The organism is Flavihumibacter sp. UBA7668 (assembly GCF_002483205.1).
In the GTDB taxonomy this organism is placed as follows: domain Bacteria; phylum Bacteroidota; class Bacteroidia; order Chitinophagales; family Chitinophagaceae; genus Flavihumibacter.
On sequence record NZ_DLHM01000004.1, the window covers coordinates 779255 to 799549 of the forward strand.

The following is a 20295-nucleotide window of genomic DNA, read 5'->3' on the forward strand; positions in this document are numbered from 1 at the left end:
GATAGCAGTAACAGCTTAACGGGTCACACTTGTGTCTTAGTGGGATTAATGATATATTAGTTGCGCATGATGAAAGCTCCCCATATGGTGGTTAAGGTACTCCTTTTAGCAGGAGTGGTGTTATTGGGATTGATGGCCAATGGGCAGACAACCGAGCCAAGTCCCCTGCAACCCCGTCCGCCTGCACCTGTACCGGGCCCCCTTCCATTTAATCCGAAATGGGGACCGAATGACACCATCATCGTTCCGATTTTTGTTATTGAAGGAGACACCCTGCCTTCGGGCTGGCTGCAATACGTATATGTAACAGCGCCCATGCCACCAGCCATGCGCAAGCGATATGCCAAGTGGACCCGCCTTAGAAATGCAGTGTATGTAACCTATCCCTATGCTAGAAAAGCAGGTATCATTATCAACGATATCAATGCCAAAATGGAGGGTATGTCGAAAAAGGAACGGCGCAGGTATCTGGAATCAAGGGAGGAGGAACTCAAAAAAGAGTTCTCCGGACCTTTGACCAAATTATCTGTTTATCAGGGCAGGATTTTGATGAAGCTGATCAACCGCCAAACAGGCAATAACTGTTATAATCTGGTAAAAGAATACCGCGGGGGAGTATCTGCGCGCTTCTGGCAAACCGTAGCCTTTTTTTTTGGATCCAGTTTGAAACAACCCTATGATCCGGCTGATGAGGACAAGGAAATTGAACTGATTGTCCAGGAAGTGGAGCGGATGTACCGGTAAGTACATCCATCCCGATTTATTTTCCGCCTTTTAATTCTTTCTGCAATTTTTTAAGCTCTTCCCATTTTCCGGCAGCGGCCAATTTTGCCTGTTTTGGCCAGGTTGCCGGGTCATGTACCTTGAACTTTGAACCAGCTGCATCCAGAATGGTTTTCAGTTTTTTGGGTGTGGCTTTAGAAAGATCCTGGAAGCCTGCAATTCCTGCAGTTTGCAGTAATTCAGCTATTTTTTTACCGATGCCTTCAATTTTGGTAAGATCTTCCGGCTTGGAGGAAGCAGGTGCGTCGGTGGTGGTGGTTTCAGAAGAAGCTGCTTCATCAGCTGCTTTATCAGTTGTTTTTTTAGTTGCTGTTTTTTTAACAGGAACCGTGATTACACAATTGTCTACATGAAAAACCGGATCAAAGGAATAATAGTCTGCATTGCCATCATTCACCCAGCGTCCATCATTAAGCAGGTAGCGGTATTGGTAAGTTTGACCGGGTTCAAGGGCAACAGTCGCTTTCAGGCTTCCGTCTTTTTGTACTTTAAGACCGATCGCTTCATTGGGATTCCAATTATTAAAATCACCAACTAACACTGCTTCCGTTGCATTTCCAACAATTTCAGGGCTCAGGGTAAAGGTTACTTTGGTTGACATGTTTTATTTTTTAGTTATTTATCCAACCGTTAATACTGTGCCAGAAGAATAGTAACCCGGTTAATACATGGCTATTTTCCACAGGCTGTGGAAAATTCATTGCAGAATCCCTATTTTTAGAATCCAAATTTCTTAAAACAAGCAACAATGAACCGAAAATTACGAATGGGTATGATTGGTGGTGGTAACGATGCTTTTATCGGCGCCATACACCGCCTGGCTGCCAATATGGATGGAAAAATTGAATTGGTATGTGGAGCACTCAGTATTAACAAAGAGATTGCCATTGAGAGTGGAAAATCACTGTTTTTGTCGCCGGAGCGCACCTATACCACTTATGATGAGATGCTGGAAAAAGAAGCAGCATTGCCAGCAGATGTACGCATGGATTTTGTAACCATCGTAACCCCCAACTTTGCTCATTTTGCTCCTGCAATGATGGCGCTGGATAAAGGATTCCATGTGGTAATTGAGAAGCCGATTACACTTTCTCTGGAAGAAGCGGTTGCATTGGATAAAAAAGTAAAAGAAACCGGATTGGTATTATGCCTTACCCATACTTATACGGGGTATCCATTGGTAAAAGAAGCACGCAAACTGATTCAGAGCGGCAAAATTGGAGCCATTCGCAAAGTATATGTGGAATACCGGCAGGGCTGGCTGAGTAAATTATCAGAGAGAGAAGGCAATGCCGGTGCGGCCTGGAGAACAGATGCTAAAAAATCAGGAAAAAGCGGGGTTATGGGCGATATCGGAACCCATGCATTCAACCTGGCAGAATATATTAGCGGACTCGAAGTGTCGGAACTCTGTGCCAACCTCAATGTGGTGGTTGAAAACCGGGCACTGGATGATGATGGAGCGGTTCTCCTGAAATTCAATAACGGAGCTACCGGCGTATTGATGGCAACCCAGGTGGCGGCAGGAGAGGAGAATAATCTTTCTATCCGCATTTATGGAGAGCTTGGTGGAATTGAATGGCACCAGCAGGAGCCCAATTCCCTCTTATTGAAATGGTATGATAAGCCAATGGAAACCTTAAGGGCCGGATCAGGTTATCTGAGTGATATTGCCCGTCATAATTGCCGCACGCCTGGTGGGCACCCTGAAGGCTATCTGGAAGCATTCGCCAATATTTACCGCAATTTCACGCTTACGCTTGCTGCTTTAAATGATGGCACAACAGTCAACAGTGATGTAGTTGAATTTCCTTCTGTGAAAGAAGGAATTCGTGGTATGGCTTTTATTGAGAACGTGGTGAAAAGTAATGAGAGCGGGGAGAAGTGGACGAGGTACGAAATATAGGTGAATGATGAGAGGTGAAAAGTGAAAGGAGAGAGGAGAGAGGTGAGAGGTGAAAGTTGGGTAACGGAAGTAGGATATTAAAAGACCGGCGGTAGCGTTTAGAACTTTGTGTAAATAGATTTTAAGAGCTGTAATTAGAAGTTAGAATAGGGTCAGTGGGCTTTTATTTCGTAACTTTTAAATACAGCTTTTTTATGGAAAACAACCACAACCAATCGTTGGACCTTCCAAAGAACTTTTTTAAGCAGTTCAAGAATAAGGAAGCTTTCCAGACCTTCTTCAATAGTTTGTACAAAGAAGGTATTGAACAAATGTTGCAAGGTGAACTGGATGAACACCTTGGGTATGAGAAATATTCCAAAGAAGGCAACAACAGCGGTAATAGCCGCAACGGAACATCCTCTAAAAAAGTTCACACGGAGAGCCTTGGCGATATGGTATTGAAGATCCCCAGGGACAGAAACTCAGCTTTTTCACCAAAGCTAATCCCTAAGGGTCAACGGATGAGCGATCAGCTGGAAGAAGCTATTATTAGCATGTACGGTAGAGGGATGAGTACGGCAGACATCTCCGAACAGGTAAAGCTTGCTTATAAGGTAGAGATTTCTGAAGGAACTGTGTCACATGTTACAGCAAGAGTGATGGAACATGTTCGTGAATGGCAAAACAGAGCCCTGGAACCATTGTACCTGGTAGTTTGGATGGATGGTATTGTGCTGAAAATCAAGACCAATGGAAGATATGTCAACCGCTGTGTGTACCTGATCGTTGGAATAAAGCCGGATGGTTTAAAGGAAGTGCTGGGTATGTGGATAGCGGAGAATGAATCAGCATCTTTCTGGGTCAATGTACTCACAGATATCAAATCAAGGGGTGTTCAGGATATCCTTATTGCCTGCACGGATAATCTTAAAGGGTTTACAGATGCCATTATCGGTATCTTCCCTCAGACAGTAACACAACTATGTGTCGTCCACCAGATCCGTAATAGCTGCAAGTATGTGGTTTATAAAGACAGAAAGCCTTTTTGTAAGGATCTTAAGGAAATGTACACAGCACCCAATAAAGCACTGGCAGAGCATGTATTAGAAACGATAGACCAGAAATGGGGCAGCAAATATCGGCTGGCTATACAATCCTGGAGAAATAACTGGGCCTGTCTGACGCACTTCTTCGATTACCCGATGGAGATCCGCAGGATGATTTATACGACCAATACGATTGAAAACCTAAATAGAAATATCAGGAAATATACCAAAACAAAACTTCAATTCCCTGATGATCAGGCAGCTGAGAAAGCAGTATACCTGGCAATAATGAACTCACAACGAAAATGGAGCCAGCCACCCCATAACTGGGGTCTTGTGCTCCATCAGTTCGTTGCGCTCTTTGCAGAGAGATGCCAGTATTTTTAATCCGTTTCCCTGTGATCACACTAAAAACTAACTTCTTTTTACAGCGATCGAAAAAAATGCGTTTACACAAAAAACTAAAGGGTCTCAGACCGGCGATTCGCCGGTCTTTTTTGTTACTATCAGACTGTATTTTGAACTGTGGGGCGTGTAAAATAAACTATGTCAGACCGAAAAATTAAAAGACCGGCTTCTCACAATTCACCCTCTTCTCCCTCTTCACCTTATTCACTCCATTCACCATATTCACTCCATTCACCATTGACTATTCACCTTTCACCTTCTTCACCATTGATGTCGTACTAAACCCTTCCACTATCGGGTTGATAATTACCTGTCCGCCGTTTTCGATTATTTCGCGGTGACCTACTACCTGTTCCACGCGGTAATCGCCGCCTTTGACGAGTACATCCGGCATCAGGGAAAGGATGAGTTCATAGGGGGTATCTTCCTCGAAAATTACCACGGCATCCACCATAATCAGGGAAGCCATGAGGATGGCTCTGGACTGCTGGTCGTTGATAGGGCGCTCGGGCCCTTTATTCAGGCGCTTTACAGAACTGTCTGCATTGATTCCAACGATCAATATATCGCCTTCCTGCGCAGCCTGGGAAAGCGAATAAATATGCCCGTTATGGAGAAGATCAAATACACCATTCGTGAATACAATACGTTTGCCCAGGAATTTCCAGACAAGCACCTGACGCACCAGATTTTCTCTGGTAAAGATTTTCTGGTGAATGATGTTGGCGTTTCGCATATACTTAGGGTTTATTTTGTTTTTTTCGGTTCAGCACCGGCAGCAGTACCAGGGAAACTGCACCGGCTACAAGTACAAGCACAAACTGGGCAAGCCAGAGAATATAACCAAAGGCATTGCCGATTCCTTCACTTAAGCCGTAAAGCGACATGGTTTGTTGGACCAGAATCGGATAGGCACCCATACCTCCCGGCGTAACAATCATTCCCACACTACCTAAAGATAAGACAGAAAAAGAGGGGAGCCATCCATACATACTGGTAGGTTCCATGGCATAAAATCCGATCCGGATACTGGCGAGGTAAAGAAACCAGATCAGGAAGGAATGAAATAAAAACCAGCCTTTGTTTTTCAGGTGACGGATGCTGTTGATACCCTGCCAGATTCCCCCCAAAACAGCTTTGGTTTTTTTTATGATTGTACTTTCTGCAAATCGACGGGTAAGCCACCACAGCAGCAGAAGTAGAAAGAGGGCAATACCGAGTCCGATATATAAGCCATTATTTCCGCCAGCTTCTGCATCACCATAGATCAGTTTATTGAATAATTCCCCGGCAAACTGACCAATAGTGGAAAGTTGGGAGAAAAAGGTAATGGCAAACACGAGCAACAGGCAAACCAGATCAAAGGCCCGTTCGGCAACGATGGTACCGATTAATTTATCGGCTGGTACTTTTTCATACCGACTAAGGATGGTGCATTTGAGTACTTCACCCAGCCGGGGTACCCCCTGGTTTGCAAAATAGCCGATTAATACAGCCAGATAGGTATTGATAAGAGAGGGTTTATAGCCCAGGGGTTCCATCAAAATTTTCCAGCGGATAGCCCTGCTAAGGTGACTAACGAGTAAAGCAATTGCTACCGGAATAAGCAACCAGTAATTGGTTTCACGCATGGCGGTTTTCATTTCCTCCCAATGCTGGTCGGAAATTTTACTCAGGCTCCACCAAACCAAAAAGATCGCCAGCCCAAGGAAAAATGCGTATTGCAACAGGCTGTTGATCTTCTTTTTCATACGGCGATTTTTATAACAAATTACCTTCTTTCGGGAATATCACCCAGGGTTGGAATTTTTTGGCTTCTTCAAAATTCATGCGGGCATAAGATATGATGATAACCACATCCCCTACGGCACCCTGGCGGGCAGCCGGACCATTCAGGCAGCAGACACCGGATCCGCGTTTACCTTTGATCAGATAGGTTTCAATTCGGGAACCAGTGTTTACATTCACCACCTGAATTTTTTCATGCTCCAGCATATTGGCGGCATCCATCAGATCTTCATCGAGGGTAAGGCTACCTACATAATGAAGATTGGCTTCTGTGATGGTAAGGCGGTGTACTTTGGATTTGAGTATCTCGATGTCCATGTTTGTGTGTTTGAAACAATGAAAACGGCTCGCAAGGTAGGAATTTTGTTTACTTCTCGGATTGGATTAACATATTATCAATAAGCCGGACTTCACCCAGATAAGCTGCAGCCAGTGTTACCAGCTGTTCCATCCCATCCCAGTTCTCTTTGAGTTCCAGCGTCCGGGCATTGGCCAGGGCTATATAATCCACTTTAAAACCAGCCAGTTCCAGTTTTTGTTTGGAGGATTCCAGCAAACTGGAAAGTGGACCGGGTTGAATGGTTGCCTGAATATTTTTCAATACATCAGAAATGGTAAACGCGGTTTGCCGCTGCGATAGAGAGAGACGGGCATTTCGACTGCTCATCGCCAGGCCATCCGGTTCACGAAGGGTGGCACAGGTATGCAGACGGGTATTAATGCCGGTTAGCTGGAGCAGGCGGCCTACAACCATACACTGTTGATAGTCTTTTTGTCCCATATAAAGATTCTCCGCCTGAACTATGTCCAGTAAACGATGCATTACCTGACAAACGCCCTGAAAATGCCCCGGCCGGTACTGTCCCTCCAGAATGGTTTCCAGAAAACCGATATCATAGGTTGGTAAATTGCGGGTACCATTTGGGTAAATTTCAAGAACTGACGGTAAAAATAAGAGATCTACTCCTTCCTGTTCCAACAATTCAATATCTTTTTCCAGTGTAATTGGATATTTTTCGAAATCAGCCGGATCATTGAATTGGGTGGGATTCACAAATATGCTGCAAATAACATGGGAGTTCTCTTTGCCGGCAGTTTCCAAAAGAGATAGATGCCCCTTGTGCAAAGCTCCCATTGTAGGAACAAAACCAATGCTGCCGCCTTCCTGCCGGATGGACTGAAGATATTGCTGAAGGCTGGCTGCCTGCTTAAAAAGGATCATGTATTGCGGGTTTTAGGCGGAAAAATACTACCTTTGCACACTATTTGAACGAAAAAACAGAAGGTTTTCACCAATAGTAACCGATCAAATGTCAACAAAGAAAAGAATTTTATTCATTGCTAACGAAATGTCGCCGTACCTGGAGCTGACAGAATTTTCAGAGATTGTGAACAGACTGGCGATCAAATCGAACGACAATGGTTTCGAAGTACGTTGTATAATGCCGAGGTTTGGCACGATCAATGAACGTCGTCATCGGTTACACGAAGTGGTTCGGCTGTCGGGGATCAATGTATCAGTTGATAACGATGATTTTCCTCTTCAGATCAAAGTTGCTTCTTTACCAAATGCCCGCTTACAGGTTTATTTTCTCGATAATGAAGATCTGTTCAAACGGAAATTTGTTTTTCATGATGAAAAGGAAGAATGGTTTGAAGACAATAGCCTTCGCACCATTTTCTTTTGTAAGGGGGCTTTAGAAACCGTTAAGAAATTTGGTTGGCCTCCGGATATCATTCATTGTAGCGGCTGGATGAGTGGATTGATTCCGCTCTATCTGAAAACGGCCTACAAAAAAGAGCCGGTTTTCAGTCACAGTAAGGTAGTTTATACCATCGGCCAGAATACATTTAAAGAAAATATGGGTGATGAGTTCCTGAAACAAGCTGCCATTCATGCCAATATCAAGGAGAAGGATATGGAGCCGTTTAAGGACGGTAACAATTCTGCGCTGTTCAAAGGAGGAGCAACTTATGCGGATGCGGTAACTTTTGGCGCTGAAAAAGTGGAGAAGAAACTGGCCGAAGAGTTTGCGAAAGCCAAGGGTAAAAAAATACTGGCATACAATGCGGAGTCTGATTTAACAGACTATTTACAACTGTATACCGACCTTGCCAAGTAAGCGTTGGCCTCCCAACTATTAAAGACTAATTAACCGGTTTGTTTGTGAAGAAACTTCTGTATAGCCTTTCCTTTGTAATCGCTACTGTACTTCTTATTGAGTCCTGTACCAAAATCCGAACAACGCAATTGGGTGGCGGATTGATACCAGCGGTAGATAATGTCAATGTTTTTGATACTACATTGGAAGTGATTACCACTGCATTTGAAATGCCGGATAGTACCCGCATCGCTTCAGGATCTTTGCATGCATTCGGACTGATGGAAGATCCCATTTTCGGTAAAACCACAGCGGAAATCTACCTGCAACTTGAACCTTCCAATTTTAAAGGTTATCCATTCGGATCATCGCCGGACAGTATAATCGGGCTTGATTCTGTTATCCTTTCCCTTCGTTACAGCTCGGTGTATGGTGATACTAACTCCGTCCAGTCCTTTAAAGTGTATGAAATTGATCAGACGGCTCCCTTTACTGATACCTCTACAGGTTACCTGATTAGTCATCCGCCTTTTCAGCTGGCACAGCAAATAGGAGAAAAGCTGAATGTGCCTTATACTGCGCTAAACGACAGTTTAACCTATATAAGAGTTAAGGACACTATCAGAACGGTAAATGAGCTTCGTATTCCCTTGACAAATGAATTTGGAATGAAGTTGATTAATATCGATACGGCGGCATACAAATACCAAAGTGATTCCATTTTCGAAACCAAATTCAGGGGACTCGCCATTGTGCCGGACGGAGGTTCTGCTATCAAAAAAGGGCTGGCCTATTTCAATATTGCAGATGCAGAGGGTACAAAAATTTCTTTCCACTATCGTAGAACCAGAAATGCAGTTGCGGACACAACCATTACAACATTTGTATTTAATTCTTCCGATACAGCCTATGCTAACAGAGGGAATGCCAATATAATCCATCGTGCTATTTCCGGCACTCCCTATGAAACCGCCCTGATGAATGGTGCAGTGAATCAGCAGGAACTTTATTTACAAAGTACGCCCGGATCCTACAGTTTGCTGAAGATTCCCGGATTACAGGAATTGAATAACAGAGTGATTTATAAAGCAGCACTGATTATGGAAACACTGGAGGGAAATGAGGAAGCTACTTACCCGGCTCCGGGTTTACTCTTCCTGGATGCAGTGGATAGTGCAAACTTCCGATATCTGACCATACCAAACTCATGGGTTTTCCTTCAGAATAACAGACCCTTATTCTATGATCCGGCAACTTTTGGCGGATTCCTGAATAATAACCGAATTGAATTTGACCTTTCCTCTTACGTTCAGGGGATAGTTACCCGGAAAGAAAAATCTTTTGCACTGCGTGTATATGCTCCTTATTCTACCAGACCTGTCCTTTCCCCGTCCAGTACCAATCAGACAGAATTGCAAATCAGCAATAGGATTGCCGCAGGCAGGGTGGTGGTAGGTGGAGGTGCTCATCCCACCAAAAAGTTGAGGCTTTACCTTGTTTATTCCAAGTTGTAATGGTTTGACGGTTATATTTGCTCCGAATTTTTTAAATAAGTAATTCCATGCCGTATTTATTCACTTCTGAAAGTGTATCTGAAGGACATCCTGATAAAGTGGCCGATCAGATTTCTGATGCCCTGATTGATAATTTCCTGGCTTTTGATCCACAATCAAAAGTGGCTTGTGAAACCCTGGTAACAACCGGACAGGTTGTATTAGCCGGTGAGGTGAAATCAAAAGCCTATCTGGATGTTCAGGAGATTGCACGTGGGGTGATCCGGAAAATCGGCTATACCAGAAGCGAATACATGTTTGAAGCCAATTCCTGTGGGGTGTTTTCTGCCATTCATGAACAATCTCCGGATATTAATCAGGGGGTGGATCGCAAGAAAAAAGAAGAACAGGGTGCAGGTGATCAGGGAATGATGTTTGGCTATGCCACCAATGAAACAGAAGATTACATGCCCCTGGCATTGGATCTGGCGCATAAACTACTGCAGGAACTGGCTGCGCTTCGCCGGGAGAATAAACAAATTAAGTACCTGCGTCCGGATGCGAAAAGCCAGGTGACGCTGGAATACGATGATAACAACAAACCTGTTCGCATTGATGCAATTGTAATCTCCACCCAACACGATGATTTTGATTCGGAAGCCAAAATGCTGGCCAAGATCAAAAAAGACATGATTGAGATTCTGATACCCCGCATCAAATCAAAATATAAAAAGTACGCCAAACTTTTCAATGATAAAATCAAGTACCATATCAATCCAACCGGTAAGTTTGTGATTGGCGGTCCGCATGGTGATACCGGTTTAACAGGCCGTAAAATCATCGTGGATACCTATGGTGGAAAAGGAGCACATGGTGGTGGTGCGTTCAGTGGGAAAGATCCTTCCAAAGTTGACCGGTCTGCGGCCTATGCCACCCGTCATATTGCCAAGAACCTGGTAGCAGCCGGACTTTGTGAAGAAGTACTGGTGCAGGTTTCTTATGCTATTGGAGTTGCCCAGCCAATGGGGATTTATATCAATACCTATGGCACGGCAAAAGTGGATTTGACCGATGGTGAAATTGCCAAAAAAGTAGAAGGCATATTTGATATGCGCCCTTATTTCATTGAGCAGCGATTGAAATTACGTTCTCCTATTTATAGTGAAACTGCTGCATATGGCCATATGGGGCGTAAGTCGGAAATCGTGGAGAAAGAATTCAAATCGCCCGATGGTAAGGTAATCAGGAAGAAAGTGGAGCTTTTTACCTGGGAAAAGCTGGATTATGTTTCCAAAGTCAAAAAAGCCTTTGGTCTGAAATAATAAGCAAGCCACCTTCGGGTGGCTTTTTAATTAACTTTGCATGATGAAATCATTTCGTTCTCAGCCACAAAACCGGCCGAAAAAATCAAGCCTTGTAATCGGAAAATCCAAACTGCTGACTGCCCTTAAAGAGGGCAAGCAACTGGAGCGGATTTATCTGATGCAAACACTGCACGGTCCGGAAGTGGATGAAATCAAAAAACTGGCAGCCGCCCAACAGGTACCCATCAATAAAGTACCGGTTGAAAAGCTGAATGGCTTTAATATAACTGATCATGAAGGCTGCGTTGGATTAATCGCTAAAATTCAATACCAGGATTTGCAGGATACCATCAGCTTTATTGTTGAAAAAGGGGAAACACCCTTGTTGCTTATACTGGATGGTATTACCGATATACGGAATATAGGTGCGATTGCGAGAACTGCCCTTTGTTGTGGCGTCCAGGCCATCATTATACCAGATAAAGGAGTAGGAGCATTAAATGAAGATGCCATCCAAACTTCGGCCGGCGCCCTGGAAAAAATTGCTGTATGCCGGGTTAACAGTTTGATGAAGGCCGTTGATACCCTTCATTTGAATGGAATTGGTGTGTATGCCAGTGAGATGACGGCCACCGGTTTGGTGTACGACTGTGATTTCAAACAACCCGTAGCTGTTATCATGGGAAGCGAGGATAAGGGAATTTATCCGGCCTTAATGAAAATTGCCGATGGTGTTTTCCGCATACCCATGCTGGCTGGATTTGAATCACTCAATGTATCGGTTGCTACCGGAATGATCCTGTATGAAGCCCAGCGGCAGCGAACCCGCCCGAATTGATTAAAAAAAGCGAATTTAGCGTACTATACTTGTCTATGTCCAACAATCAAACCTTGCAATTAATCGAGTGCCCGAGAGATGCCATGCAGGGATGGCCGCAACTGATTCCGGCTTTCCAGAAAGTGGCTTATATCAATGCATTGTTGCATGTGGGATTTCATACAATTGATTTTGGCAGCTTTGTTTCACCGAAGGCCATTCCACAAATGGCCGATACTAAAGAGGTGCTGGAAGCTCTGGACCTGAGTGCCACCAAATCGGGATTGCTGGGTATTGTTGCCAACACAAGAGGAGCAACGGATGCTGCTTCTTATGATAGTATACGTTCCATTGGATTTCCTTTTTCTGTTTCAGAAACCTTTCAGCGTCGAAATACCAATAGCACCATCAAACATTCCTTTCAAACGGTGGAAGAAATTCAGGCTATCTGCCATCAGAAAGGGAAAGAACTGGTCATTTATCTTTCCATGGGATTTGGCAATCCTTTTGATGACCCCTGGTCGGAGGACCTGGTCATTGGCTGGGCAATAAAAATTGCTTCACTTGGTGTGCCCATCATTTCTCTGGCAGATACGGTAGGATTGGCAACAGCAGAACAAATCAGCAGTTTAACGGGTCAGCTGATTAAAGAATTACCAACCGTTCAGATTGGAGTACATCTCCATGCAAAAGAAGAGAATCGAAGGGCAAAGCTGGAAGCAGCTTTTCAGGCCGGATGCCGTCGCTTTGACGGGGCCCTGAGAGGTATTGGCGGCTGCCCTATGGCGGGCGATACACTGGTGGGCAATATGGACACCGCATTTATTATTGAATACCTGGAATCAATGGGAATTGAAACAGGTATTCATAAAGGCGCTTTGCAAAAATCAATACTTCTGGCGAAAGAAGTATTTTCTCCGGTTGTACTATGAAATGGATGACAGATATTCAGCTGAAGGGCCCGGTACCGGGAATTGGTTATAAAGATCCGGTTTTTCTGATCGGGTCCTGTTTTACCGAACATATTGGAAATAAACTGAAGGAACTGAAATATCGTGTGATTCAGAATCCTCATGGAATTTTATTCGATCCGATCAGCGTTTGCAATAGTCTGATCAGCTATATGGAAAGCAGGATCTATAAAGAAGAGGATCTATTCTATTACAATGAACTCTGGCAAAGCTGGACACACCATTCACGCTTTTCCGGGATGGACAAGGTGCAGGTGTTAGAGGGAATGAATGCATCGAGGCAGGAAGGAACGGATTTTCTGAAAAGATCCAACTGGCTGATCATTACACTTGGTTCATCTTATTGTTATAGGTTAACAGAGGGCGATATAACCGTTGCCAATTGCCATCGGGTACCAGCACCCAGGTTTCGCAAACATTTGTGTACGATTGATGAAACGGTTGCAGCCCTGGATAATACCCTGCACCGTTTATTTCGATTCAATCCTTCGCTGCAGGTAATCTTTACCGTTAGTCCTGTTCGGCATCTGAGAGATGGTGTTGTTGAAAACAACAGGAGCAAGGCCAGGCTGCTGGAATCTGTTCATCACCTGGTTGGCAAATTCAATAAGCTGCATTATTTTCCTGCTTATGAACTGGTGATTGACGTACTGCGCGATTATCGGTTTTATGATATAGATCTGGCACACCCCAATTATCAGGCAACCAGTTATGTGCTGGATCAGTTTAAGTTGCATTATATACAACCCGAGGCACAGGCGCTGATGGATAAAATTCAACCCATTGTGATTGCCCGTAAGCATACTGCTTTTCAACCGCAAACGCAGGCACATAAAAATTTTATTCAGAGTTTTGCACAAAAAACAAGCGACTTGCAGCAGGCATATCCCTACCTTGATTTTTCAGAAGAACTGGCTTATTTCCAATCATGCGGCAAGGGCTGAACAGCTTCCATTTTCTCCAACAAAATCAACTGATTAAATGCCCGGTGCAGGTTGTGATCGGTATCCTTCGTTTTGTAGTAAATATCCTTATTCAGATAATCGGTTGTGAAATGGATTGTCTGCAGGTAGGTAAGCAGTAAACCGGAACAGCGCAGGAGTTTTATTTCTTTTTCTGAGAGGAGCTCAGCCGCATTTTCAAGATGGGCATGAAGAATTGAATTATAAACGGATTTATTCAGGTCTATTTTTTCCCATTCTCTGCTTTCAACGTTTTCAGTGCAGGCAGTAGTTCGCAGTGAATTGCCCAAATCGGCGAAGTGTTTTCCAGGTATTGAGTTCTGGTTCAGGAATGGCCGAAACAATTCCAGGTACTTTTTTCTTTCACGCAAGCTGGCAATTACATGCGTTGCCTTTAACAATCGTTTGATGGGAGCCTGGACAATAGCCGCTTCCAATTCTTCCATTATCAAATTTGGAGAAAAGTTTGGTTCAGGTACCTGCATAATTGGATGATGTTAATGAATTCGGTCGCCCCTTACCGTTAATTGCTGCATTATGATTGTTTCTGCTTCCAGCCATTCAGCCCAGCGTTTCCGAACAATATTTTTATCAATATAATGTTCAGCCAGTTCAATGAATAATTTGTAATGACCGGCTTCACTTTCCATAAAGCGGCGGTAGAATTTGCGGAGGTAATCATCCTGTAAACCCTCGCTCAACCGTTTAAATCGTTCGCAACTGCGGGCTTCAATCATTGCCATGGTTAGCAGGCGATCAAGAAAACGTTGATCTTCATGTCCGCCCTTATGCTGGAAATTGATAAGGTGGTTGACGTATTCATCTTTGCGCTGCTTACCGAGCGATTCTCCTCTTTTTTCCAATTCCTGCAGAACCAGCCGAAAATGGCCCCATTCTTCGGTAACAATAGGAGCGAGTTCTTTTACGAGCAGGGATTTATCTGAGTACCGTTGAATCAATGAAATGCAGGTAGTGGCAGCTTTTTGTTCGCAATAGGCATGATCGGTTAGTATATCTCCAATCGAGATGGCTGCCAGATCCACCCATCTGGGGTCAGTGGGTAATTGCAGTCCAAGTATATTTTTGACTTCTGATGAAATTTCTTCTTCCATATCCCGGGCAAAATTTGATGACAGCAGGTATGCTGTCCGCAAAAATAGGGAATGGCACTGGCTTAAGCTATCCGGTTATTTAATGAGCATCAGCATGAGTAATAACATGAATAAAAAACCCAGGAGATGTTTAGCCTTTAAAGATGATATGATTGTCCTGCTTTTCATACGTATTTGACAACAAATTCGAGACTTGGTTAGCTTAAACACTGTTAAATAGAAATTAATATTATTTTTAGCGCATATTAACCTTGCGCTCTATGAGGAGATACCTGAGTTTTGCCGCCGCAGCGCTGGCTACTATCGGACTTGTTTATACGCTGGATAGCAGGCAGGTACTGCCTGCCCCATTAGGGAAATTATTGAGTCCCCAGCATGGAATCTGGCAGAATGCAGAACCGGTGGAGCAATCCTTTAACCTGACTTATTCTTTTCCTGAGCTATTGGCTCCGGTTTCAGTATATATGGATGATCGGCTGGTACCCCATGTGGTGGCACAGAATGAAGCCGATCTATATTTTGTTCAGGGATTTCTGCATGCAAAATTTCGCCTCTGGCAGATGGAGTTTCAGACGCATGCAGCAGCCGGACGAATAAGCGAAATTCTAGGTGCCGGTCCGGATGGCAGAATCCTGAATTATGACCGTAGTATGCGAAGGCTGGGAATGGTTTATGCTGCTGAACAGTCTGTTAAAGAGGTGGAGAAGTCGCCCGAATCACTTGGGCAGTATGAAGCCTATGCCAAAGGAGTAAATGCCTATATTGATCAGCTTACCATTTCAGAATTGCCGATTGAATATAAATTACTGGGCTATTTTCCGGAGAAATGGTCAACTCTTAAAACGGCACTATTTCTCAAGTATATGAGTTATGATCTGGCAGGGTCAGAATCGGATTTGGAATTCACCAATGCCAGAAGCAATTTTTCTCAGATGGATTTTGAGCAGTTGTATTATTTTCTGGCAGATTCGCTGAAGCCGGTTATTCCAAATACATTGCAGCAGCCCTATCCGCTGGCACCTGCTTTAAATCTGGATCCTCCGGCAGATGTGGATTCACTTTATTTTTCTTTTCAGGGTGATTCAGCTATAGCTTCTGTTATTCCGGAGAATGAGCCGAATCCGGAAAACGGAAGTAATAACTGGGCTGTTTCCGGTGCAAAAACTGCTTCCGGCAGGCCTATTCTAAGCAATGATCCGCACCTTGGATTGAACCTTCCATCGCTCTGGTTTGAAATGCAGTTAACGACACCGGAATTCAGTGCCTACGGTGTTACGTTTCCTGGATCACCCAATGTAATAATAGGGTTTAATGAGGATATTTCTTTTGGATTTACCAATGCAGGAAGAGATGTAAAGGATTATTATGAAATTAAATTTCAGGATGAAAATAAGGCGGCCTATTGGTTCAATGGAGAATGGAAACCTGCGGAGAAGCGGGTGGAAATTATCAAAATAAAAGGCGAACCTGATTTACTTGATACGGTTTCCTATACTTTATTTGGTCCGGTCATGTATGATGAAAAGTACAAAATTGATGACCAGACCATCCGGTACCTGGCAGTACGATGGAAGGCGCATGATCCGAGCAATGATGGCCGTGCTTTTTATGAACTCAATCATGCTAAAAACCTGGCAGATTACCAGGAAGCGATTAAATACCTGACCTGTCCGGGTCAAAATTGCATTTTTGCTTCTAAAACAGGTGATATTGCCCTTACCCAGCAGGGAGTGTTTCCGGCCAAATGGCGCCGGCAGGGTGATTTTATTATGCGGGGAACAGATAGTTCCTATATGTGGAGAGGGATGATTCCTGTGGAGGAAAATCCGCGTATGATAAATCCGGAGCGGAATTATGTAAGCAGCGCCAATCAATTGGCGGTGGATGGAAGCTATCCCTATTATACTGGTACGGAGTTTCCTATTTACAGAGGCTATATGATCAATCGCCTGCTAGACTCCATGCAGGGTATTCGTCCGGAGCAAATGATGGAAATGCAGATGAACGATTATGTTGTTAAAGCCGAGTTTGCAAGACCTTTATTATTGAGAACAAATCCCGCCAGCCTTACTGAATCTGGCAGAAAATACCTCGAGATTTTCAGGAAATGGAATTTGCGGTATGAGCCGGGATCAGAAGGGGCAACGGTATTTGATTTCTGGTGGCAGCAATTGCAGCATTCCATCTGGGATGATGAATTTGCAGAAAGCGATCTGCCCATGCCCTGGCCATCAGAATTTACACTGTTGGAAAGCCTCCTGCGGGATTCGGTTTATTCTTTCACAGATAATATCAATACTGAAACGAAGGAGCAACTGGAAGATATCCTTGCCTCCTCCCTCAATTTAGTATCTGATTCATTGGATAAGCTGGCTGCTAAAAACGGGTTGGCCTGGGAAAAAGTAAAAGCAACAGGTGTGAATCATCTGTTGAAAGTTATACAGCCCTTTAACCGGTCGAACCTTCCGATTGGTGGCGGTAAGGGAGTTATTAATGCGACTACAGCAGATCATGGACAAAGCTGGCGGATGGTGATTCATATGACGGATGAGATTGAGGCCTATGGAATCTATCCAGGCGGACAAAGCGGTAATCCGGGTAGTAAATACTATGATAATTTTGTGAATGACTGGGCTGCGGGTAAGCATCACCGTTTACTATTTATGAAGCGTGGAGAAACCAGTGATCCAAAAATCAGGTGGACGATGGAATTCCGTAAGGGTTAGTAAGAAAACAACTTTAACATGAAATTTATCATTTCTACGATACTCACAGCACTGTTAAGTTTTGTACTCGGGTTATATTTACCCTGGTGGAGCATAGCAATTGGTTCGTTCATTGTTGCCATTGCCATTCATCAGGCAGGATGGAAAGCGTTTCTTTCAGGGTTTATAGCCTTATTTTTGTTGTGGAGTGTTCATGCCTGGTTGATCAATGCAGCAAATGAAGGAATTCTGGCGAACAAAATTTCTATGCTTATCCTGAACATCGAAAATCCGGTACTGTTAATTTTGGTTACCGGGTGCATAGGTGCATTGGTTGCCGGATTAGCAGCATTAACAGGTAGTCTAGCCAGGAAGATGGTATAAATATGCAGAAAATTTTATTGGTTTTTCTATTGCTGTTGCAGCAGGGTCTGCTTCATGCAGGTATGGTAAGTGGATATGTGAAGGATGAAAATGGGAAACCATTGCCCTATGCCTCTGTCTATAATAAAAACGGCCAACAGGGTACCACTTCAGGAGTGAATGGATATTATCAATTGAATTTACCGGAAGGAATGTATACGCTGGTAGCCCAACATGTTGGCTATACAAAACAGGAACTGAAAGTTGAGGTAGGGACTGGTCGGGTTCAGGCAGATTTTATATTACAGTTGCAACAGGCTTCACTAAAGGAAGTAGTGGTTAAACCGGGGGCGGAGGATCCCGCTTATGAAATTATACGGAATGCCATTAAAAAAAGAAAAGAACACCTGGAAGAGTTGAGCGGATTTCAATGTAAGGTGTATACAAAGGAGCAATTGCAACTGCGTGACTTTCCGACCAGATTTCTGGGCCAAAAAGTTGATTTTGAGGATGGAGATACCAGTAAAAAGAAGATTCTGTATTTGTCGGAAACGGTCTCCAATTATTCGGTAAAAGGGCCAGGGCTGGATAAGCTGGAAGTGTTGTCTACAAGGGTTAGTGGAAATAGTAATTCTTTTGGGCTGAGCCTGCCGAGGATCATTAATTTTTACCAGAACAGTATTGTGGTACAGGGATTGAACCAACGGGGTTTTATCAGTCCAATTGCCAATAATGCACTACATTATTATCGCTATAAATATGAAGGCAGCTTTTGGGAAGAAGGGGTTGAAATCAATCGTATAAAGGTTATCCCTAAACGAAAATATGAGCCGGTATTTTCGGGAACTATATTGATTACGGAAAATGACTGGCGGATTCACAGTTTGCAATTGCAGCTGTTGAAAGAATCTCAGATGGAGATTCTTGATACACTGCAGGTGGAACAATTATATGCACCGTTTGAAAATAAACAGTGGGTGATTCGTAAACAGGTGCTTTATCCCACTATCAAAAGATTTGGTTTTGATGTTGTTGGAAGTTCTGTAACGGTTTATTCTGATTTCAATCTGGAACCCGGATTTGAACCTAAGTTTTTCAACAATATTGTAATGAAATACAATGAGGGATCCAATCGAAAATCGATTGATTATTGGGATTCAATCCGGCCCCTGCCATTACAGCCGGAAGAAATTATTGATTATCGCAGAAAAGACAGTCTGGAACAGGCGCGAAAGGATCCCCGTTATCTTGATTCGCTTGACCGGATCCGGAACAAGGTTTCCATAACAGCATTATTATTGACCGGTGAAAGTTTCAGTGTACAGAAAAAACGGGTAACGATCAGTGTGAACTCCCTGTTGCAATCGGTAAGTTATAATACAGTGGAGGGATTGGCACTGGCGGTATCGGGCGTTTGGAATAAACGGCTGGACTCCCTTAATGCAGGAAAAAGTATCAGCCTTAAGCCTACTATACGATATGGTTTTTCGAACGGGCATTTGAATGCAAGATTGCAGGGTACCTATAATTTTGGAACCCGCAATGCATCCAGTTTAAGCTTCAGTGGCGGTAAATATGTTTTTCAATTTAACAACGAAGCACCAGTTGGACCGCTGGTTAATAGTTTTGCCACCCTGGTAAGAGAGTTGAATTATATGAAATTGTATGAGGCTTGGTATGGAAAGCTGCAATATCGAAAAGAATTGAATAATGGATTTGTTGTTTCTGGCGGATTGCAGTACCAGGATCGATGGTCGGTGAATAATACTACTGATTATAAATGGAGAGATCATAAGGATCGGGTGTTTTCTCCAAATTTACCGGGGTCCTTATTGACGGTTCCAATGGAAGCCCACCAGGCATTTAGTACAGATATCAGCATAACATGGAAGCCGGGTTTACGATATGTTGAGTTTCCGGATCGAAAATTGAATCTGGGTTCAAAATACCCCTCCATGTCATTGGGGATAACAAAGGGTTGGAAGGGGATTTTTGGATCGGATGTGGATTATCTGAAATGGGAATCGGGTATCCGGGATGACCTGAATCTGAAAATTGGAGGGCAGTTTCAATATTCCGTATTGGTAGGTGGATTTTTGCAAAGAGATGCTGTTCAGGTGCCGGATTTCAAACATTTTAATGGCAATCAGTTGATGTTTGCCAATCCATATATGAGTAGTTTTCAGGCCTTACCTTATTACAAGTTCAGTACGAATTCCCGTTTGTGGATGGAGGGACATGTGGAGCACCATCTGAATGGATTACTGACCAATAAAATTCCGGGTTTCCGGCAATTGAACTGGTTTTTGGTGGGAGGGGTGAATGCGCTCTGGCTGGATGGAAATCGCCATTATGGAGAGGTACTAATTGGTCTGGAAAATATTCTGAAAATTTTACGGGTGGATTTGGTGATGCGTTTTGATCAGGGCCGGTTTTCCGGAACATATGGCCGTTTATCGATCCGGGGCTTTTCCATAGGGTCAAATGATTAAGACGGATTCGGGAAATTCTTACCTTTGCGGCGTTACAGAAATTTTGTTCACAAGGCAAGTG

General features: G+C 43.6%; 19 protein-coding genes. 12 read left to right on the top strand and 7 right to left on the bottom strand.

The genetic code is table 11. The annotated features are described in order from the left end of the window. Positions 1-66 precede the first annotated feature (66 nt). Complete coding sequence (locus B2746_RS11315) at positions 67-744, top strand: DUF4294 domain-containing protein (protein WP_290793679.1); 678 nt, start codon at positions 67-69, stop codon at positions 742-744. A 16-nt stretch (positions 745-760) separates the two neighbouring features. Here B2746_RS11315 and B2746_RS11320 read toward each other — a convergent pair whose 3' ends face one another. Next, on the bottom strand, positions 761-1384 hold the full coding sequence (locus tag B2746_RS11320; RefSeq protein WP_290793681.1) for a glycoside hydrolase family 13: 624 nt from the start codon (positions 1382-1384) through the stop codon (positions 761-763). Positions 1385-1531: 147 nt separating this feature from the next. Between B2746_RS11320 and B2746_RS11325 the strand changes: the two genes are divergently transcribed. Both B2746_RS11325 and B2746_RS11330 read left to right on the top strand, forming a co-directional pair. After that, positions 1532-2689, top strand: coding sequence for a Gfo/Idh/MocA family protein (locus B2746_RS11325; RefSeq protein WP_290793684.1), 1158 nt, complete (start codon positions 1532-1534; stop codon positions 2687-2689). A gap of 194 nt (positions 2690-2883) precedes the next feature. After that, entirely contained in the window at positions 2884-4104 is a 1221-nt protein-coding gene (locus B2746_RS11330; RefSeq protein ID WP_290793686.1) for an IS256 family transposase, read from the top strand. Between the two features lie 262 nt (positions 4105-4366). Here B2746_RS11330 and rfaE2 read toward each other — a convergent pair whose 3' ends face one another. The 4 genes from rfaE2 to panC are packed head-to-tail and all read right to left on the bottom strand — an operon-like array spanning position 4367 to position 7135. Continuing rightward, entirely contained in the window at positions 4367-4861 is a 495-nt protein-coding gene (rfaE2, locus tag B2746_RS11335) for a D-glycero-beta-D-manno-heptose 1-phosphate adenylyltransferase (RefSeq protein ID WP_290793689.1), read from the bottom strand. A 4-nt stretch (positions 4862-4865) separates the two neighbouring features. Then, the gene (locus tag B2746_RS11340; RefSeq protein ID WP_290793692.1) at positions 4866-5876 is read right to left on the bottom strand and encodes a lysylphosphatidylglycerol synthase transmembrane domain-containing protein; all 1011 of its coding nucleotides are present in this window, start codon (positions 5874-5876) and stop codon (positions 4866-4868) included. 10 nt (positions 5877-5886) lie between these two features. Continuing rightward, a complete protein-coding gene (gene panD, locus B2746_RS11345; protein WP_290793694.1) occupies positions 5887-6231 on the bottom strand; it encodes an aspartate 1-decarboxylase in 345 nt (114 codons plus the stop codon). Between the two features lie 49 nt (positions 6232-6280). Further along, positions 6281-7135 (bottom strand): pantoate--beta-alanine ligase, encoded by an 855-nt coding sequence (gene panC, locus B2746_RS11350; protein WP_290793696.1) that lies wholly within the window; start codon positions 7133-7135, stop codon positions 6281-6283. Positions 7136-7223: 88 nt separating this feature from the next. Between panC and B2746_RS11355 the strand changes: the two genes are divergently transcribed. Genes B2746_RS11355 through B2746_RS11380 form a run of 6 tightly spaced genes read left to right on the top strand, consistent with a single transcriptional unit; the run spans position 7224 to position 13544 of the window. Further along, entirely contained in the window at positions 7224-8036 is an 813-nt protein-coding gene (locus tag B2746_RS11355; RefSeq protein ID WP_290793699.1) for a glycogen/starch synthase, read from the top strand. 44 nt (positions 8037-8080) lie between these two features. Further along, complete coding sequence (locus tag B2746_RS11360) at positions 8081-9529, top strand: DUF4270 family protein (RefSeq protein WP_290793702.1); 1449 nt, start codon at positions 8081-8083, stop codon at positions 9527-9529. Positions 9530-9576: 47 nt separating this feature from the next. Further along, positions 9577-10830, top strand: coding sequence for a methionine adenosyltransferase (gene metK, locus B2746_RS11365; protein WP_290793705.1), 1254 nt, complete (start codon positions 9577-9579; stop codon positions 10828-10830). Between the two features lie 40 nt (positions 10831-10870). Further along, positions 10871-11650 (top strand): 23S rRNA (guanosine(2251)-2'-O)-methyltransferase RlmB, encoded by a 780-nt coding sequence (gene rlmB / locus B2746_RS11370; protein WP_290793709.1) that lies wholly within the window; start codon positions 10871-10873, stop codon positions 11648-11650. A 35-nt stretch (positions 11651-11685) separates the two neighbouring features. Continuing rightward, positions 11686-12561: a hydroxymethylglutaryl-CoA lyase gene (locus B2746_RS11375; RefSeq protein WP_290793712.1), complete on the top strand. Its 876-nt coding sequence runs from the start codon at positions 11686-11688 to the stop codon at positions 12559-12561. Further along, complete coding sequence (locus B2746_RS11380) at positions 12558-13544, top strand: GSCFA domain-containing protein (protein ID WP_290793714.1); 987 nt, start codon at positions 12558-12560, stop codon at positions 13542-13544. The genes B2746_RS11375 and B2746_RS11380 overlap by 4 nt, the downstream gene beginning before the upstream one ends. Here B2746_RS11380 and B2746_RS11385 read toward each other — a convergent pair. Continuing rightward, positions 13517-14047 (bottom strand): hypothetical protein, encoded by a 531-nt coding sequence (locus B2746_RS11385; RefSeq protein ID WP_290793717.1) that lies wholly within the window; start codon positions 14045-14047, stop codon positions 13517-13519. The two genes, B2746_RS11380 and B2746_RS11385, sit on opposite strands and share 28 nt — an antisense overlap. Before the next feature lie 12 nt (positions 14048-14059). Beyond that, a complete protein-coding gene (locus tag B2746_RS11390) occupies positions 14060-14674 on the bottom strand; it encodes a tRNA-(ms[2]io[6]A)-hydroxylase (protein WP_290793719.1) in 615 nt (204 codons plus the stop codon). 260 nt (positions 14675-14934) lie between these two features. Between B2746_RS11390 and B2746_RS11395 the strand changes: the two genes are divergently transcribed. The 3 genes from B2746_RS11395 to B2746_RS11405 are packed head-to-tail and all read left to right on the top strand — an operon-like array spanning position 14935 to position 20234. Then, positions 14935-17400 (top strand): penicillin acylase family protein, encoded by a 2466-nt coding sequence (locus B2746_RS11395; protein ID WP_290793722.1) that lies wholly within the window; start codon positions 14935-14937, stop codon positions 17398-17400. Between the two features lie 18 nt (positions 17401-17418). Next, positions 17419-17763 carry a hypothetical protein gene (locus B2746_RS11400; RefSeq protein WP_290793725.1) on the top strand — a complete coding sequence of 115 codons (345 nt, stop codon included), beginning with the start codon at positions 17419-17421 and terminating at the stop codon, positions 17761-17763. Positions 17764-17765: 2 nt separating this feature from the next. Further along, positions 17766-20234, top strand: a complete 2469-nt coding sequence (locus tag B2746_RS11405) for a DUF5686 and carboxypeptidase regulatory-like domain-containing protein (protein WP_290793728.1) — start codon at positions 17766-17768, stop codon at positions 20232-20234. Positions 20235-20295: the final 61 nt, after the last annotated feature.

Excerpts from the sequence above, each read along its gene's own strand:
- B2746_RS11315 (WP_290793679.1), top strand. The coding sequence starts at position 67 with ATGATGAAAGCTCCCCATATGGTGGTTAAGGTACTCCTTTTAGCAGGA.
- B2746_RS11320 (WP_290793681.1), bottom strand. The coding sequence starts at position 1,384 with ATGTCAACCAAAGTAACCTTTACCCTGAGCCCTGAAATTGTTGGAAAT.
- B2746_RS11325 (WP_290793684.1), top strand. The coding sequence starts at position 1,532 with ATGAACCGAAAATTACGAATGGGTATGATTGGTGGTGGTAACGATGCT.
- B2746_RS11330 (WP_290793686.1), top strand. The coding sequence starts at position 2,884 with ATGGAAAACAACCACAACCAATCGTTGGACCTTCCAAAGAACTTTTTT.
- rfaE2 (WP_290793689.1), bottom strand. The coding sequence starts at position 4,861 with ATGCGAAACGCCAACATCATTCACCAGAAAATCTTTACCAGAGAAAAT.
- B2746_RS11340 (WP_290793692.1), bottom strand. The coding sequence starts at position 5,876 with ATGAAAAAGAAGATCAACAGCCTGTTGCAATACGCATTTTTCCTTGGG.
- panD (WP_290793694.1), bottom strand. The coding sequence starts at position 6,231 with ATGGACATCGAGATACTCAAATCCAAAGTACACCGCCTTACCATCACA.
- panC (WP_290793696.1), bottom strand. The coding sequence starts at position 7,135 with ATGATCCTTTTTAAGCAGGCAGCCAGCCTTCAGCAATATCTTCAGTCC.
- B2746_RS11355 (WP_290793699.1), top strand. The coding sequence starts at position 7,224 with ATGTCAACAAAGAAAAGAATTTTATTCATTGCTAACGAAATGTCGCCG.
- metK (WP_290793705.1), top strand. The coding sequence starts at position 9,577 with ATGCCGTATTTATTCACTTCTGAAAGTGTATCTGAAGGACATCCTGAT.
- rlmB (WP_290793709.1), top strand. The coding sequence starts at position 10,871 with ATGATGAAATCATTTCGTTCTCAGCCACAAAACCGGCCGAAAAAATCA.
- B2746_RS11375 (WP_290793712.1), top strand. The coding sequence starts at position 11,686 with ATGTCCAACAATCAAACCTTGCAATTAATCGAGTGCCCGAGAGATGCC.
- B2746_RS11380 (WP_290793714.1), top strand. The coding sequence starts at position 12,558 with ATGAAATGGATGACAGATATTCAGCTGAAGGGCCCGGTACCGGGAATT.
- B2746_RS11385 (WP_290793717.1), bottom strand. The coding sequence starts at position 14,047 with ATGCAGGTACCTGAACCAAACTTTTCTCCAAATTTGATAATGGAAGAA.
- B2746_RS11390 (WP_290793719.1), bottom strand. The coding sequence starts at position 14,674 with ATGGAAGAAGAAATTTCATCAGAAGTCAAAAATATACTTGGACTGCAA.
- B2746_RS11395 (WP_290793722.1), top strand. The coding sequence starts at position 14,935 with ATGAGGAGATACCTGAGTTTTGCCGCCGCAGCGCTGGCTACTATCGGA.
- B2746_RS11400 (WP_290793725.1), top strand. The coding sequence starts at position 17,419 with ATGAAATTTATCATTTCTACGATACTCACAGCACTGTTAAGTTTTGTA.
- B2746_RS11405 (WP_290793728.1), top strand. The coding sequence starts at position 17,766 with ATGCAGAAAATTTTATTGGTTTTTCTATTGCTGTTGCAGCAGGGTCTG.